Origin of the sequence: Winogradskyella sp., assembly GCF_016744625.1 — a bacterium.
GTDB lineage: Bacteria > Bacteroidota > Bacteroidia > Flavobacteriales > Flavobacteriaceae > Winogradskyella.
The window spans coordinates 1-17,142 of sequence record NZ_JADGDZ010000074.1 but is presented as its reverse complement, the minus strand read 5'-3'; the positions used below and the strand labels follow the sequence as shown (position 1 = coordinate 17,142).

Here is a 17,142-nt window from a genome sequence, read left to right as displayed (position 1 = left end):
TCCTTATATAGGGTTATTTGATGATGGATATCCACTTATTTTAGATTCTCAATATCACTTATCTAGTCATAGTTCTAGATATGGTGATGATAATCCGTTCCCTCAGTTTTATAGATCACATACAAGTTATATTAGACGAGACGAAGGGCTTAATGAAAAGCGTCAACTCATATATGCAAACGAAGGAGAAGTAACGCGTAAAATTGACTTGGATACGGTTAAACTTGTAAAGGTTTGGAACAAGATTAAGGCGAAATATAAGTTTAGATATGTAGCTGAACAAGAGCCAATTGATGAACGTATTTTTGTAGATAGAACCGGAAAAAAAATGCCTCCAAATCTTAAAACGTTTTTAAAACATCAAAATCTAAATGGACCATTTCTTAATTTATATATGATGTCTAGTAAAGCATATCGACAACAAAAAAAGTTTAATGATATGCATTTAGAGCAGTTAAATGATTCCATTTATTTTGACTCTACAAAGAGAGTTTTGCCAGTGGCAGTAACACCAGAATGGTATATGATATATGAGGACAATAGGTATTTCTATGCTATGGATATGTTGCCAGATGAAAATGGTTATGTTGGACAGGTTATTCTACTTGGTAATGATGGTGAACCCAATAAATTTATAGCAAAGGATCTAGTAAGTTTTTTGCAATTGTATCTAAAAGAACAAGTACCTATGGATATAAAAGGTTGGAACTAAATTTTCAAGAAATAAATATAAAAAAAGCATATCCTAAATAGAGATGCTTTCCATTTCTTAAAAAAATAGTTATTAGTTACATTATCTTAATAAACAAGCCTTCATCTGTTTTTTATTTATAAACCAGTAACTGGATAATTACGAGGTGTATCTGTTGGTATTTGCTTATTTACAGCATCTGTATAATTATTTGGACCTATCAAAGCATGATTTCCTCCTACATTTCCAGATTGATTTAAAAAAGACCACTCTTTTGATACATGCTCGTATGTCCAACCTGCTATTTGAGATGGTGGTATCATAGGAACCAAATCAGATAAATTTACAATACGATAACTTTCAGGTATTAAAGCATTATATGCTCTAACAAAAGCAAGATCACCAACTCTAGGACTGGCATAATTATACATTTTTACATTAGTGTTTTTTGTGCCTATTGCTACTGCTGGAGCAACAAGAGTAGCAAGAGCAGCTCCAAGACTGTGCCCACAGACATAACAGGGTAATGATGGGTCAAATTTATTGGCTGCTGACATAATTTGATCTGCTAATAATCCAAAGAAAATTAAGAAGCCAAGATGTACTTTGGCAACTTTGAACTTTCCATGATTATACCAAACCATTGGTACAGGAACTTGTGGTATGGTGGCATCCATTAACCATTCAAAATTAGATTGTGTTCCTCGAATCGCAATAACATTATGAGTTGCACTGGTAGCAGCAAAGCCAAAATAAACATCCTTAAGACCAATTGCTGCTACTTTTACCTCTAGGCTTTCTGAAATTTCATTCCAATCTATGCTTTTGAAAGAAGATAGATTTGCGTTTAAATCAATTTCTGGTGAAGTAAATGAAGCTATTTGAGTATAACCAGAAGGCATAGTAACCTTGCCATCATTACCTGGTGGCAGACCATTATTATATTGCGTATACGTTAACTCACTAAATTGAGCCATTAGCTTAGATATATTTGGATCGTACATGATTTATAATATTTATTAGGTTGATATATGTTGTTGTTTAGTTTAGAAATACTTGGTTAGTTACAAATTTGGCCATTTAGGATAATCACTATCATAGTTAAAGTATTGAAAGTTAAATGTCGCTCCAGCATTGTTAAGTAATTGTATGACACAATCTAGAGCTGAGCGAAGTGCAGGTTCTGTCCATCCTCCTTCAACGCTGTAATTTTCTCCTGCAAAATACAATCCAGAAGCTTTAGCATAGTTTTGATTGTAAGAAAGATCGAGCATGTTACCAGATTCATTATGCGATCTATATAATTTAGCACATCCTATGTAACTTGGTTCTTTAATCCATTGAATAGTAACAGGGTTATTAGTGTCTACATATTGTGTGATGTCTTGACCAGTAGTACTGGTTGTAATCTCTTTTAATTTAGTGAGTACTAAATCTGATAATTCTTGTTCATTAAAAGGTAATAGTTTTAGCGAATCATCTTCCCAAGTATAACTAGCTAGTAACACACCATTATCTTCGGACTTACTATTCCAGTTGAGCGCATACATATCTTGAATATAGGTGTCTGTTACCATTATTTGAGGAATTTTATTCCCTGGTAATTCCCAATATTTTTGTTTTAGAGGGAAAAATAGTTTACAACTTGAAATGTTGTGCTGCGTATTTTCTGTTGTAAGTTTGGCTTGCGGTAGTTCTTCTTGGGTAAATCCATTAAATTCCATAGATAATTGTGCTGCCCACTGTGTAGATGAGACTGTTACAAAATTATAAAGCTCTCCATCTGGATTATCTTCGGTTACTACTAAAAGACCACCATTTACTTTGTCAATAGAGGTTACAGGCGTATTGACAAATAGTTTTGAATTTTCGTATAACGACTCATCCATTCCAAAAGGTGGTACATAGAATAAGTACTCTACTAAAGCTTGAATGCCTTCATAAGTTGGAGGTTTTAAAGCAACATTGTTATAATCTTTAACAGCGCTATTATAGTGAGGCAAGCTTTGTGCATTTTTAAGAGCTTCTACAGTTTGTAAGTTAGAGTCGAAACCAAAGAAAGTACAACGTAAAAACCATAAGGCACTGATGCTGTAAAAAGCTCCCCAACTTCCATCACCTGTTCCGATGGTATATAGGAGTTCCGTTTGTTCTTTGGTCATTCCAAAACCTCCAACATTACCATCAAACGTATCTAAATTACCAATGGCATTTAAAATGTTTTGTTGACTCATAGCAGGTTCTAACACTAAATCGTTGAAGGTCATTTTTTCATAAAAGCCAACCATTTTCCCCCAACAAACAGACCATAACGTATTATCTTGTGTATAAAAATTATTTGCAGGAATACTAAAGTTTTTTCCAAAGTCGCTTACTTTTTTTGTCAATTCCTGTAAAGTCTCATTGTTTGGCATATCACCTTTATTCCAATCAATTAATGTTGGTGTTTGATATTGATTATTTGGACCATACCCACGATTTATATATATGCCTGTTCCACCATCCGCTGAACCTGGATTAGGAAAAGGTGTTAAAATGGCATTGTTGTTTTTTACACCAGCTTCTTTGTTTAAATAATAACCCAGAATACTATTTTCACTTCCTGGTTTAGCAAAAAAAGGCATTCGCATGGCTCCCATTTCCATTCCAGCTTGTGTATCTCCATTCGGATTTGGTATGGTGTAAAGTCTACCACCAATACGACCTGAAGCTTCATATATAGTGACATCAAAACCACATCTAAAGAGTTCTCTTGCAGTGGTCATACCAGCTGAACCTGCTCCGATAACAGCTACTTTATTATTGAATCCTAAATTTGGACTTGCTAAACCTTTAGGTGAATTATTAAGAAGTCTGTAATAATCAAATCTGAAATCTGCTGGATTTGGAAAAGAGGGTATCCAACTTGAGGCGTCACTTTTTATGGTTTCGAAGTTAAAACTAATTCCTGGTTTCATAATAATTGTGTTTATGGTTTATGAAATATTTTACAATATCTGTTTAAGTATTCTTGTTAAGAATACTTAAGTATTAATTGCTATTTAAAGGAGTCATAAAGGAAGGGGTAAAATGTCGTTTTATTGACTTTATAAAGGTAGAGAACCTTTGTTGTAAAAAAACACGTATTTATACCTGATTTATAAAACAAAAAAATCCTTAACATTTTTGTTAAGGATTTTAATATGCTTTATTCTAGATGTTTAGGTTTTAATCTTGCAACTCTACAATTAATGAATCTTCAGTTTTGGTTACTTTTGTTAATCCATGTTTTGTAAGACCTTTTATGCCTTTATCCCAACCTTTGTTACTTAAACCAGATTGTGATTTTAGAACCGTTAAATCCATGCGTTTTTGAGATTTTAGAACTTCAAGTATTGCCTTTTCGTTATCACTAAGATCTACTTTTTTCTTTTCTGGTCGCATTTGAGGGAAGAATAATACTTCTTGGATACTCTGATTATTAGTTAAAAACATAATTAAACGATCCATACCAATTCCCATACCAGATGTTGGTGGCATTCCGTATTCTAAAGCACGTAAAAAATCGTGATCTATAAACTCAGTCGCTTCATCATCTCCTTTTTGAGCTAGTTTTAATTGGTGCTCAAAACGCTCACGTTGATCTATTGGATCGTTTAACTCAGAATAAGCATTCGCTATTTCTTTTCCACAAACCATAAGTTCAAAACGCTCTGTTAATTCAGGGTTTTTTCGGTGCTCTTTACATAAAGGACTCATCTCTTTAGGATAGTCTGTAATGAATGTTGGTTGAATGTAGTTGCTTTCACATTTCTCTCCAAAAATTTCATCAATCAGCTTGCCTTTACCCATTGTTTCATCAACTTCGATATGCATTCCTTTAGCGGCAGCTCTTATTTCATCTTCAGATTTATTGTAAATATCAAAACCTGTAAATTCTAAAATAGAATCGCGCATAGTAATACGCTTATAAGGAGCTTTAAAACTAATGTTATGTTCTCCAAAAGTCGCTTCAGAAGTTCCGTTTACAGCTAATGCGCAATGTTCTAATAATTGCTCGCAAAAATCCATCATCCAATTGTAATCTTTGTATGATACGTAAATTTCCATGGCTGTAAATTCTGGGTTATGAGTTCTGTCCATACCTTCGTTACGGAAGTTTTTAGAAAACTCATAAACTCCATCAAAACCACCAACGATTAATCGTTTTAGATATAACTCGTTAGCAATTCGCATATATAATGGGATGTCTAAGCTATTATGGTGTGTTATAAATGGACGTGCAGCTGCTCCACCAGGAATTGGTTGTAAAATTGGTGTTTCAACTTCAAAATAACCAGAGTCATTAAAAAATTGACGCATGGCATTAAACAATTTTGTACGCTTTACAAAAACCTCTTTGACATGTGGATTTACTGCTAAATCTGCATAACGTTGTCTGTAGCGCTGCTCAGGATCTGTAAAAGCATCATAAGTGACACCATCTTTCTGCTTTGGTATTGGTAACGGTTTTAATGCTTTGCTAAGTAATTTGAAGTTTTTAACCATTACGGTTTTTTCGCCAACTTGTGTGGTAAAAAGCGTTCCTTCAATACCAACAAAGTCCCCTAAATCCAATAATTTTTTAAAGACATCGTTGTACATTGATTTGTCTTCACCAGTACATATTTCATCTCTATTAAAATACACCTGAATACGACCTTCACTATCTTGCAACTGGGCAAAAGATGCTTTTCCTTGGATATTGATAGCCATTAGACGACCTGCTATAATTACCTGTTTATCATCTTCAAAATTAGATTTAATTTGTTTAGAAGTATGATTTACTGGAAATAAATCTGCTGGATAAGGGTTAATCCCTAGAGCACGTAATTTTTCTAACTTTTGGCGTCTTACCAATTCTTGTTCTGAAAGTTGCATTCTTGTTTTATTTTATACTCTGCCTTTTTCGACAGACAGGTGCAAAATTACACTATTTCAGAAAATTTGGAAACTCCTTTTTAATATGATTTAGTTTTGTAAAACTGATTTTTCTAAATCTGAAAATGGAATAATAGTTTTTACTTTATGACTTTCAATTGGCCAGGATTGAATTATTGTATCTACCTTTAAATTCAAGGCTTTGATACTATTGTATAAACCCAATTGTCTTGCACCTGCTTTTGTAATCTCTCCATTTTTAGGAATCCAGCATAAATCATCTTGAAATAGCAACTGCTCTTCTGGGAAATAGTAAATAAGATAATCTATGGTATGTTTAGATTTTTCGCCAATAAAATGAATCTCCATTTTTCTTTTTGTGCCCAAAACTAAACTATCTGCTATGATTTGAGTTTTTAAAGGCTTTGGCTCAATTTCTAAATTATCTGGTTGCAACGAATGAGAGTTATTAGCAATAAACTCAACATAGTCTTTACTCATCGCAGTACACAGAATAGTCGCTTCTTTGTTCACAAAAGCTCTAAGGCCTCCTAGGTAATGAGGGTGATGATGTCCAAAGACAAAATATTTAATGGGTTTGTTGGGAATAATATTTTCAACTTCGGCTATAATTAGTTCTCCGTTTTTACTATTTATTGGCGCTTCGGCAACTAATACACAATCTTCAAACTCCACAACCATGACCTTATCATCAGTATGAATGAGATCTATAAAGTATATAAAGTCGTTATATTTTGTGGTTTTTAATTCATACTTGTTTTGTTCTTCGTCTTCAGTAATTTTATAGTCTTTTGGTTTGGTTAAAAGCTGAGGTATTGTTGAAGTAATATTACTAGCCGTAATTTCGATTTCATCTACAACATTTCCGTTGATTTTTTCGATTCTAATTTTTTGTGGAAATGAAATTTGATCATCTATATGATATTCAGAATAATGAAACGTAGTTGTTACATCTCCATAAAGTTCGTGATAATCAATATAGGTGATTTTTTCAACTAGATTAGTGTTCGTATTTATAAAGACTTCTGTAAGAGATTCGTTTATTGTAGTTGAATAGATAATAATTTTATTAGCCAGCTTTATATGAATATCTAAATCGTTTTTCATCAAGTATTCAAGTATTGTAAGTGGGGAATATCTTGCCGTATGTATTAGTTTTTCTGTCAAAAAATTAAAAGACACAGATTTAATGTCTTGATCTCCATAATCTAAATGAACCACATCGAAATTTATAATATCGGTTTTAGAGGTGTATTGTCTATCTCTATCTGTAGTTAGACTATCACGTTTGATAAACTGCATTTTATTAATCCATAGCTCTCCTTTTATTTTATATGTATTAGTTTCCCACGGTTTAGAATTATGACCGAGCATATTTTCTTGTTCATTATAATTGATATGTAGAACTGAGTTTGTTGCTTTACTGTAAAGCATTTCTGCTGAAGTTTCTAGATAATTAACTTGAGAGAAACAGGTGGAAATATTGGTGACTAAAAATGATACAAGGATGTATTGGATAATTGATTTCATATTATTTTGTATTGGTAAAACGATTGACTTTTTTGACTTCAAATTCCCTATTCATATTCTCGTTTCTTTTTATTTCGTTTTTCAATACTGCCTTTACTAAAACGATATGAAAAAGCTAAATGAATTGCTCTAGAACTGGGTTTAGAACTAAAAAATCGCTCAAAGTCATCACCGAATTCTCGTCCTCGATACTCTTTTGTGTTAAAAATATCTGTAACTCTAAGACTCAAATTTCCATTATTATTAAATAGTGCATATCTGAGACCAAAATCTAAATTTTGCAACTCGCTTCTTCTTTGATAAAGACCAACGGTTGGTCCTTGATACCTCCATGAGAGATTTAGTTTGAGCTTCTCATTGATGCTTAAATCATTTCTAAAAGTTAATTGATGACTTCGTGAGAAATCACTAGAAAAATCTATGCTTGTAGCATTAAGGCTTTCATAATTCATATTGAAATTGAATCTACTGTCTAACCATTTTAATGGTTTGTATGTAATCGCAACCTCTATCCCGTAGGCATCACTTCCGCTATAGTTGTCATAAGAGAATATTTGCACACCTGTTTCTGAAATTCTGAGATTTCTATAGATACTATTCTCTTTTTTTTGGTAAGATATTGTAGGTGAAAATGAAAACTTACTTTTCTTAAATTGGTATGAAACATCTATATTATTGGAAAATTCTGATTCTAAATTCGGGTTTCCTTCCCTAAACGTAAACTCATTACTTTGCTGAGAGATAGGGTTGATTTGATATATGCTAGGTCTAGACGTCCTCCTATTAAACCCAAGTCCAAATGTATGCATATCATTTTCTGAGTATTTGAAATGTAAGGAGGGAAAAAGGTTAGTGAAATTAGAATTAACATTTATACTCTCTGTAACAAACCGTGCATTTCTATTAAAGAGTTCTAAACGTAAGCCAGTTTGTATCTCTAAATGTTTCAGTTTTAAATGCGTTAAAGCATAAAATGCGTGCGTTGCATATTTATAGTTGTAATTATCTTCAGACGTTGTAGCATCTATTAATTGCCTTCGGTTATCCAATTTGCGAGTATGCCAAAGGTAGCCTGTTTCTAATTTTATAATTTCATTTAACTGATTTACATTATCTAAAGCTAAATCTGTTGTTTGTACTTTGTTTTTAGTAATGTTATCTATTGCATTTATATTTGGGAAGAAAAGCCCAGTTAGCGTGTTTTTGTTGTTTGTTATTTGAGCATCTATTTCAAAGAAATCACCTTCTTTTTCAAAATTATGTCTATAATTTCCGTTAGCTTTAAATGTACGATGTATATGTTTATTAAATATGTTTTGTTGTGAAGTTGTATTAAGATCTGTGATAAAACCTCTAATATCAGAGCTATGTGTATTGTCTGAATATTGTGCTGCCCAAGATATTTCATTATTCTTGTTTGGGAACCAATCTACACCTGCGTTAACACGATAAACATCTCCTTGAAAATCACTTTTACTTTTTTCTAAATACGGAAAGCTACCAAACCGTTGTCTTTTGTATTTAGAATTAGATTTGTTTTTTCTATAACCAATACCCAATTTATAACTCACTTTTTTCTTACCATAACCTAAAGATGTATTTCCGGAAAAAGCACCCAAATTGCTTACGGATAAATTATTAGACAACGTAATACCAGCTTTTACTTTCTTTTTAGTAATAATATTCAGAATTCCTGTTAATCCATCACTTCTATATTTAGCTGACGGAGACGTAATGATTTCTATAGTTTGTATTTCGCTAGCAGAAATTTGTGTTAGTAATTCTGAATTACCCAAAGGGGATGGCTTTCCATTAACAAGTATTTGCACATTTGCGTTTCCTCGAAGTGAGATACTACCATCCTCATCGGCATTTATTTCTGAAAGTTGACTTAAAACCGTTGCGGCACTTCCTCCACTAGATAAAATATCTTTGCCTACATTAATTATTTTTTTGTCTATTAACTGCTGTACCGAAGTTTTTTCGGCAATAACAATGACTTCATCTAGTTGTAGTTCTTCTTTAAGAAGTTTAATGTTTTTAGTCAAGTTTTTATCTAAATCAATTGAGCTAGTATATGTTTTATAACCCATAAAATCTATTTGAAGTGTATAACTTCCCTGTTCTGAACTTAATTCATAAAAACCTTCTTCATTTGTAGTTACACCTGTAATAAATACGCTTTCAGAATTTTTTAATATTACAGTTGCATATGGTATTGGTTTATTTGTTTCACTGTCATATACAAATCCATTAAGTTTATTTTGAGCAAATAATGGTATAGTTAGCAGTAGGCATACTATGCTCATAAAAACCTGCGTTTTATTTATGTTTTTCATTAAAAGGATATATGTTTTTTGACCAGTTACCACAATGGGTAAGGGTTATAAGAAGTGAGAATACGAAGTAAGTTTGTTTAAATTAAAACATTAGTTTTTAATTTGATTTTATAACTTCTAAATTTTCTTTGAGGTCTTCATTTTCAGGATGAATTTTTATAGCGCCTTCAAGGACTTTAATTGCTTTTTCTTTATGCCCACTAATACCTAAAGTGTTAGCTAAACTCATATAGGTTCTAGGTTTGTCCGGAAATAATTTTGTGTTAAAAGTAAATACCTCAATTGCTTCGTCTATTCTATCGGTTGAATATAGAATGCGACCATATGTGTTCAATTCAAACATACTAGATACTTTGCCTTCAAATGTTTTTAAAAGTTTTTCATTTTTCTTTTTTAATTTTTTCACACCTTTTTTCTTTAAAATATTATCAATTGTAGTAACGATTTGGTAGTTTGATTTGTAATCGTTTACTGTAATTATATTCTGAATATCTTCTTCAAAAGTCTCAATAGGATGCTCAACAATTCGGTTGACTTCTTTACTATCTTTATAAAAAATCACTGTCGGTACGCGATGTATATTTAAACCAGCTTCTTCGTGCTGAGGACTTTGTTTGTACATGTTTGGTTTTCTACTCACAGCAACAACCGTTAATTGATCCATTGGGAAATTACATGCTTCTAATACTTTGTATAATCTTGGAACTTCTTTTTTGCTATCACCACACCAAGTACCCATAAATAATGTAATAGAGTAGGTTTTTAATTCTGAAGCTATTGAATTGGTAATTGTAAGATTTGGTTTGTAATCTTCAAGGTTTTTAGTAAACCAAGCGGTGTAATTTTCGCCTTCTAAACCACTTTTGTTAATTTTTCCAAGCAAAAATGATGTGTCACCATCTTTTGTAATTTCTTGATTTAGAGTTTGTGCATTTATCTGAAAGGCAAATACCAATGTGATTATTATTATTACTATAATGTTCATTCTCATTGTGATGGTTTTAGATTGAAGTTTGTGTGTGAAAGTTTAATAGTTGTCATTCTGAACTTGTTTCAGAATCTTTAATTAAAAGATTAGGAGAAACAAATCCAGATATAACAAACCACTAACTAAAAGAATTGATTATTTAAATTTTATTTCGAGGCAATAATATTTCCTTTGATTTTCAAAATCTTATTACCACCTTCTGCATTAGAAGTTACCGTTACGGTCTTAGTAAAAGCACCAAGTCTTTTAGTATCGTACTTAATGTTTAACTCTCCAGATTCACCTGGCATAATAGGTGCTTTAGAATAACTTGGTACAGTACAGCCACAACTTGTTTTTACCTTAGTAATTAATAAAGGCGCATCACCAGTATTAGTGAATGTAAATAGTCTTGTACCATCAGAGTTTTGAGTTATGGTTCCGTAATCTACCACTTCAGTTTTAAATTTAATAATAGCGATTTTAGTATCGTATTTATCAAATTCAGTTGGTGCTGCGTTAAAAAAACTTAACGCTAAGATTAACAAGATTGCAATGTTAAATGTTCGTTTCATTATTAAATATTTTTATGATTAATATGAAAGCAAACATCAAGGTTATCGATGTAAATTTTGAAAAAACAAGGTTGGAAATTGGTACTAGTACCTAGGTTGAATTTTGTAACTATTTGACAAACAGTGATTTTGCGTCGTCTCTAGATTGCACATTTAACTTTTTATAAATGTTATTAGTATGTGATTTTACTGTACTAACGCTCAGAAAAAGTGATTCTGCAATGTCTTTATTTGTTTTATCTTGAAGAATATGATCTAAAACGACTTGTTCTTGTTTAGATAATTTGGCTTTTAAATCTTCAGTTTTAGATTGTTTCTGTTTCCATAAGCGATAGAGAAAAAGAGCGTTTAAGATTCCAGAAATTGCTAAGATTGCACAGATATAAAAACTCCAGCCAAAACCAGTATCACCATTTGATGCAGCTAACATATAGCGATCAGCTTCGAGTTCATTATTATATTGTTTGGTGTATGAAGAATTCGGATAATTGGTTTCTAATCGCGATTTAAGATTATCGTAATAGACATTGTCTTTTAAGTCTTCAACATAATAGTTGTGTAAATCACTACTTCTATCAGATAAATAAGAATAAATGTAAAGTTCTGCTATTGGTTCGTTTAAAGTTTCTCCAAAATATTGTAGGGTTTTAAACCATTTTTTATTGTTCAGTTTACGGTTGGCTTCACTTCTAAATTCTCCATAAGCAAAACGCATATCGCTTTTTAGGGAATCAATTTTTACAAAGGCATTGGCTTTTGGGTTACTCGATTCAATAGAACAAAAGACTTGATTTCCAAAAGAAAAAGGAAGCTTTAAAGTGTCCGTGTTTTTAGCTATAAATAAGAGCTCTTCACTATCGCTACAATGACCATTAAAATGATTGAAGTCTTGTTGACCATCTGAGCATTTATCTACATGTATACGATAAATTCGGTTTTCAGAATCTAGCATATTGCCTTTAAATTCAAAGAAACCAGTTTCATCAGCAGTAGTCTTAGCGATAATTTGCTCTGAATACACACCAGACATTTTGCGATAATCTTCAACAATAGATAGATATACAGAATTCTGCCATTCATCAGGATTGATATAACCCGAAAACGAATATTGAGCTTCACAGCATAGTGAGAAGGCTAAAAAGATTAAAAAAATTCTTAATCGCATAGAACGAAACTACATAATTTTAAAATACTTTGAAACAACTTGAAGTTAAATAGTGTAACAATTTCAATCTATTTACGTCATATGAGTACATCAAATCATCAAACGACATTATGAGTATCTGGAGAGTTATACTTTCAATTATTTGCCCACCTTTAGCGGTTTTAGATAAAGGCTGTGGTTCTATTCTAATTACTTTTTTATTATGGCTTTGCGGATGGGTTCCTGGAGTGATTGCTGCATTAGTGATATTGAACAATCCTGACCGATAAATCCGTATCTTTGTGCTTTACTTAATCAATAAAGTACACATGAAAAAAATCATCTTATTATTTGCTTTCGCTTGTTTTCTTACAAGCTGTAATGTTACTGAGTCAATTGTCTTTGATAACAATATGAGTGGGCAATATATTACCGCTTTTGATATGGCTCCGATGATGGAATATGCCAATAAAAATAGACCAGCATCTAAAGGAGGACCTAAAAAAGAAAAGATAGATACTACCATTGTTTTTGATGATTTATATAAAACTCACAAAGATAGTATTGCAGCACTTTCTGATGAGCAACGTGCAGAATTTAAGAAGCTAAAAGGTATGGTCTTAAAAATGCAAATGGATGAAGAAAAAAGCATTTTTAAGTTTGAAATGTCTAAAAAGTTTAAAGCTTTTGATGAATTAAAAACTATTTACGACCAAACTGATGAAGCCATGGATTATGTAAAAAACATGAGCAACAAGGATGGTCAAGCTCCTCAAGAACAAGTAGATGGTCTTACTTCGACAGAGAAGGTGACGTTTAGTTTTGAAAATAATACGTTTTCTAGATTTCAGCTTAGTACATTGAAGGATGAAGATGATGAAATGGACGAAGAAGACATGGAAGCCGAAGATGATCCCTTTAAAAAACAAATGGAAATGCAATTTGAAGAGGTTTTTTCTAACTCTTTCTATACACTTACATACAGATTTCCTAAAAAAGTAAAGTCAGTTTCAAGCAAAGATGCTGTAATATCTGAAGATGGTAAAACAGTAACTTACAAAGTGTCTTGGAATGCTATAAATGGTGATGCTTCAATTATGAATTTAGACGTTGTTTTAGAAGATTAAGGTTTGAATAAGACAGTAAAACTCCAAGATTTAGGGACTAAGGATTTTAAAGCTACTTGGGATTACCAAGAAACGCTTTTTAAAGCCATTTTAGATGCTAAAATTAAGAATAGAAGGGAAGCAGCAGGTTTGGTAACAGATAATCATTTTCTCTTTGTAGAGCATCCTCATGTCTATACTTTAGGTAAAAGTGGAGATGTGTCTAATCTATTGCTTTCTGAAGCGCAACTCGTTGAAAAAGGCGCAACATTTTACAAGATTAATAGAGGAGGCGATATTACCTATCATGGTCCTGGGCAAATTGTAGGTTATCCGATTTTAGATTTAGATAATTTCTTTACAGACATTCATAAATATCTTCGTTTTCTAGAAGAAGTTATTATTCTCACTTTAGCAGAATACGGATTAAAAACAGAGCGTAGTCCTGGTGAGACAGGTGTTTGGTTAGATGTTGGCACTCCGTTTGCACGCAAGATTTGTGCAATGGGAGTAAGAGCCAGTCGTTGGGTGACCATGCACGGTTTTGCACTAAATGTAAATGCAGATTTAGGTTATTTTGATAATATAATTCCTTGTGGTATTAGAGGTAAAGCTGTGACTACTTTAAATAATGAATTAGGTGTTGATGTGGTTGATGAATCTGAGGTTAAGAAGAAGCTTTTGAAGCATTTTGAGATGTTATTTGAAGCAAAGCTTATTTAATCGAAATACTTAATATCCAGAGTTAAAAAAAATATCTCTTCCGTTAACTGATTTAACCTGTTATGTCCTACTTTTCTTTTATCATATAAAACAATGGTTTTGTAAGTTCTTTAATAAGTAATTTGAATTTGTGTTTTATTTTAAAATATGATAAATCAGAGGTATAAGAATGGCTGCTAGAAAACCAGAAAAAGTCCAAATAGGCAATATCTTTTTTGTTTTAAACTTCTCGTATATTTGTTGATTTTCTTTAGATATATCTTTTTCATCAACTGACGAATTACATCTTACACATTCATATTTAGTCCAATACTTGTAAGTGAAAAAAGGGATATATAGAATGTGAAAGTATTTCAGATATTTATCCACAAAGGTTTGTCCTTTATGCTCACAATTATGACAAATAATATCTTGAGGTCTTTTAGAATCGTATTTTATTGGAATACTTCCAAAATTAAAAATAAACATATGTCCGTAATAGTGTTATATAATTCTAAGTTATGGAAAAATAATAAAAGCTAAGCTTCAGCATTAAAAAACACCTTGTAAAAGTGCATTTTCTTCTCTTCGTCGTAACCTCGTTCTAGGTATTCCGCAGAAGCATCAGGTGCATCGACATCGAGCTTTATTTGTATATTGGTGTCTAGTTTTATTTCTGTTTTAATCTTTTGTTTTTGTTTTTTTAAGGCAATTTCTGAGACATCAAATTGGTTCCTAATTAAGACTTTGTTTTCAGATTCGTAGGTCTTTTTATAGTCTTCAAAGAGCTGTATTTGGTCTTCTTCATCAAAGACTTCTTCTTTAAACGTTTCGATATTTACAATCTCATTTTCTTTAAAAAAATCAACCGTATTTGCTAAGAAATTACTCTGTGCTTGTCCGCCAAAATTGGGTTGTAAAACTTCTTTAGAAAATTCTCTGCAAAGCTCAATACAGTTTTTGGTATGTTGGTTGCTATCGTCTGGATAAACGATGTTTAGGAAGCTCTTAATCCAATATTGTGTATCGTAAGTATTATTATCTACACTAAACACAATTTTGCCTTCCATGTCAGACGTATTTAATATTAAACAGCCTTTATCTACCTTCTTGGCTTGGATACCTTTTTGTACTAAAATATCGTAGCTGTTTTGTTCTAAATAGGTCTGAAAAAACTCTGTTTTATTTTCAATTTTATAGATTCCTATAGCGTCTGTAAAATAGTCTTCGTATTGTACGTTTTCAAAATGACAAATAAGGACGTCGCCTGTTTTAATTTGAGCAGAATTACTTTGCTCAAATAAGTGTGTAACAATGTGTTTTGAAACGTCTACAAAATCAGCTTCGTCTTTAAAAAGTTGTTCGCTATACGTGTTAATTTCATTGAGTCCAACATCACTATGATGATGAAAACGATAACTTTCAGCAACACTTACAAAAGGCTTTAAAAGATAGGGAAGCATTAAGTTATAAGTGGCTTCATCAAAATCTACAGAAGCATTAGAAAATGCATTTTTAGTATCATTAAACTTGTTACCAACTTTGTGGATTATACAGCTTTTTATGGAGGCTTTTTGTCTTTTAATCATAAGTTACAAAACTATCTTGTTTTAGAGACTACAATACTACGAAAGATGAACTTAAAAATAAGAAAACGCCAAAATAAATTTGGCGTTTTCGGACTCGAGGACTTTAGATTTGGTTATCGTTATATTTTTACAAATTCTACACGCCTATTTTGTGCTTTTCCGTTTGTTGTGCTATTGTCTCCTACAGGTTGTGTTTCTCCTTTACCATCAGTAGTTAATCGATTTTCTGAAACCTTATAGATGTTAATTAAAACGTCTTTTACTGCAGCTGCTCTGTTTTTAGATAATTTTAAATTTGTGTCGTCTGGACCATCAGCATCTGTATGGCCAATAATATTCAATTTTATATTTTTATCTTGCTTTAAAACCTGAGAAATTTGACGCACAATACCTAGTGATTGAGGTTGGATGTTCGCTGAGCCAGAATCGAACAAAATCCCATTGGTAGATATCTTGCCTTCGTTCATTAACTTACGCCTTAGATCTTCGCCTCCTTTTGAGATTTTAAGATTAGAAATAAATAAGCGTTCCTTACCTTCTTCTTTAAAACCATTTAAATGAAATTTAACAGCTTTAAGAGGTGAGTTAGCTCCAATCATTTTTGGAATATCCACGCATTTTTTTTCATTAACCCATACTCTAAAACGCTCTTTATTAACTGCTATCGAAATGTGAGGTTTGTTTAGTACAGCTTTTCTTATATCAGCTTTTACATTGTTTGTGATGGTGTTTTTGCTATTGATTCTATTTCTAACTCTAAAGGTAGACGTAATGTATTGAGCAAATGGAATCTCAACTCTAGCGAAGTCTTTTCCAGTTCTAAATTCGTTATTATCCTCTAATTTTACTTCTAGGTTTGCAGCACTAGAGGTATTGTCGTTTATTCCCAATACAATAAGATCAAACTCAATAGTATAGTTTTCTGGGAGGTCTGTTGGTAAACTTGGAATAACATAGGTATTATAACCTTGTTTGAATTCGAACCATCTACCATCAATTTTATTGAGTTTTACAACTTCACCAGAGCCGTTTGTATTCCATTTGCTAGGAAAATCACCAATAAAATCATTTGAGAAATCATCAAAAAATATGAGCTCATCACCAGGAACAAAATCGTATTTGCTATAGACTTCTAAGCCATCTGAAAAATTTGAAGGTTCTTCCGTTTCAGTACTATCACTTTCTTTATCCTTTTCGCTAGAATCATTGCCCGATTCCTTTTCAGAATTATCCTCAGATTCTGAATTCTTTTCATCTTTGTCTTTTTCATCACGCTCTCGCTGACCTAATAGCAATTGTTTAGCTGTTTTAATACTGTATTTTAGAGCTTTTTTAGCACGATTAATTTGTAGAGTAGCTTTACTTTGTTTAAAAACTCCTGCACCATTTAAATCGTTTAAAATATCTGGAGCGCTTTCACTTAATAAAGATAAATCGTCTAGAGCATCCTCTAAAACATCAATATCTTCATCTTCTAAGGGTGTTCCAGAAGCGGCATAGCCATCATATTTATATACTTTGTCATATAGATCAAAAGATTCTTTAACAAAACGGTCTACACTAGAAATGCCAACTTTAC

General features: G+C 32.0%; 14 protein-coding genes. 4 read left to right on the top strand and 10 right to left on the bottom strand.

Going from position 1 to position 17,142, the window contains the following annotated elements:
* Positions 1-712, top strand: a 712-nt coding sequence (locus tag QZZ53_RS13365) for an SMI1/KNR4 family protein (protein WP_296385520.1), incomplete at its 5' end; no start/stop codon positions are given.
* Positions 713-828: 116 nt separating this feature from the next.
* On the opposite strand, the gene QZZ53_RS13360 is transcribed toward QZZ53_RS13365, so the two are convergent.
* From QZZ53_RS13360 to QZZ53_RS13325, 8 genes are all read right to left on the bottom strand, one after another.
* Positions 829-1,695: a hypothetical protein gene (locus QZZ53_RS13360; RefSeq protein WP_296385518.1), complete on the bottom strand. Its 867-nt coding sequence runs from the start codon at positions 1,693-1,695 to the stop codon at positions 829-831.
* Between the two features lie 60 nt (positions 1,696-1,755).
* A complete protein-coding gene (locus tag QZZ53_RS13355; protein ID WP_296385516.1) occupies positions 1,756-3,648 on the bottom strand; it encodes an FAD-dependent oxidoreductase in 1,893 nt (630 codons plus the stop codon).
* Positions 3,649-3,898: 250 nt separating this feature from the next.
* Entirely contained in the window at positions 3,899-5,590 is a 1,692-nt protein-coding gene (gene lysS, locus QZZ53_RS13350; RefSeq protein ID WP_296385515.1) for a lysine--tRNA ligase, read from the bottom strand.
* Between the two features lie 90 nt (positions 5,591-5,680).
* Positions 5,681-7,141 (bottom strand): hypothetical protein, encoded by a 1,461-nt coding sequence (locus QZZ53_RS13345; RefSeq protein WP_296385513.1) that lies wholly within the window; start codon positions 7,139-7,141, stop codon positions 5,681-5,683.
* 47 nt (positions 7,142-7,188) lie between these two features.
* The gene (locus tag QZZ53_RS13340; protein ID WP_296385510.1) at positions 7,189-9,450 is read right to left on the bottom strand and encodes a TonB-dependent receptor; all 2,262 of its coding nucleotides are present in this window, start codon (positions 9,448-9,450) and stop codon (positions 7,189-7,191) included.
* Between the two features lie 127 nt (positions 9,451-9,577).
* Positions 9,578-10,465: a hypothetical protein gene (locus QZZ53_RS13335; protein WP_296385508.1), complete on the bottom strand. Its 888-nt coding sequence runs from the start codon at positions 10,463-10,465 to the stop codon at positions 9,578-9,580.
* Between the two features lie 149 nt (positions 10,466-10,614).
* Positions 10,615-11,022, bottom strand: coding sequence for a DUF1573 domain-containing protein (locus QZZ53_RS13330; RefSeq protein ID WP_296385506.1), 408 nt, complete (start codon positions 11,020-11,022; stop codon positions 10,615-10,617).
* Between the two features lie 109 nt (positions 11,023-11,131).
* Positions 11,132-12,187 carry a LuxR C-terminal-related transcriptional regulator gene (locus QZZ53_RS13325; RefSeq protein ID WP_296385504.1) on the bottom strand — a complete coding sequence of 352 codons (1,056 nt, stop codon included), beginning with the start codon at positions 12,185-12,187 and terminating at the stop codon, positions 11,132-11,134.
* A gap of 110 nt (positions 12,188-12,297) precedes the next feature.
* On the opposite strand from QZZ53_RS13325, the gene QZZ53_RS13320 reads away from it, so the two are divergent.
* Genes QZZ53_RS13320 through lipB form a run of 3 tightly spaced genes read left to right on the top strand, consistent with a single transcriptional unit; the run spans position 12,298 to position 13,995 of the window.
* Positions 12,298-12,456 carry a YqaE/Pmp3 family membrane protein gene (locus QZZ53_RS13320; protein WP_296385502.1) on the top strand — a complete coding sequence of 53 codons (159 nt, stop codon included), beginning with the start codon at positions 12,298-12,300 and terminating at the stop codon, positions 12,454-12,456.
* A gap of 39 nt (positions 12,457-12,495) precedes the next feature.
* Positions 12,496-13,293: a hypothetical protein gene (locus QZZ53_RS13315; RefSeq protein WP_296385500.1), complete on the top strand. Its 798-nt coding sequence runs from the start codon at positions 12,496-12,498 to the stop codon at positions 13,291-13,293.
* 3 nt (positions 13,294-13,296) lie between these two features.
* Positions 13,297-13,995, top strand: coding sequence for a lipoyl(octanoyl) transferase LipB (gene lipB, locus QZZ53_RS13310; protein ID WP_296385498.1), 699 nt, complete (start codon positions 13,297-13,299; stop codon positions 13,993-13,995).
* 518 nt (positions 13,996-14,513) lie between these two features.
* Here the strand turns inward: lipB and QZZ53_RS13305 are convergent.
* Together QZZ53_RS13305 and QZZ53_RS13300 are read right to left on the bottom strand one after the other, a co-directional pair.
* Positions 14,514-15,563 (bottom strand): nucleoid-associated protein, encoded by a 1,050-nt coding sequence (locus QZZ53_RS13305; protein ID WP_296385496.1) that lies wholly within the window; start codon positions 15,561-15,563, stop codon positions 14,514-14,516.
* Between the two features lie 119 nt (positions 15,564-15,682).
* Positions 15,683-17,142 (bottom strand): OmpA family protein (locus QZZ53_RS13300; RefSeq protein WP_296385494.1); only part of this gene is annotated, 1,460 nt, incomplete at its 5' end.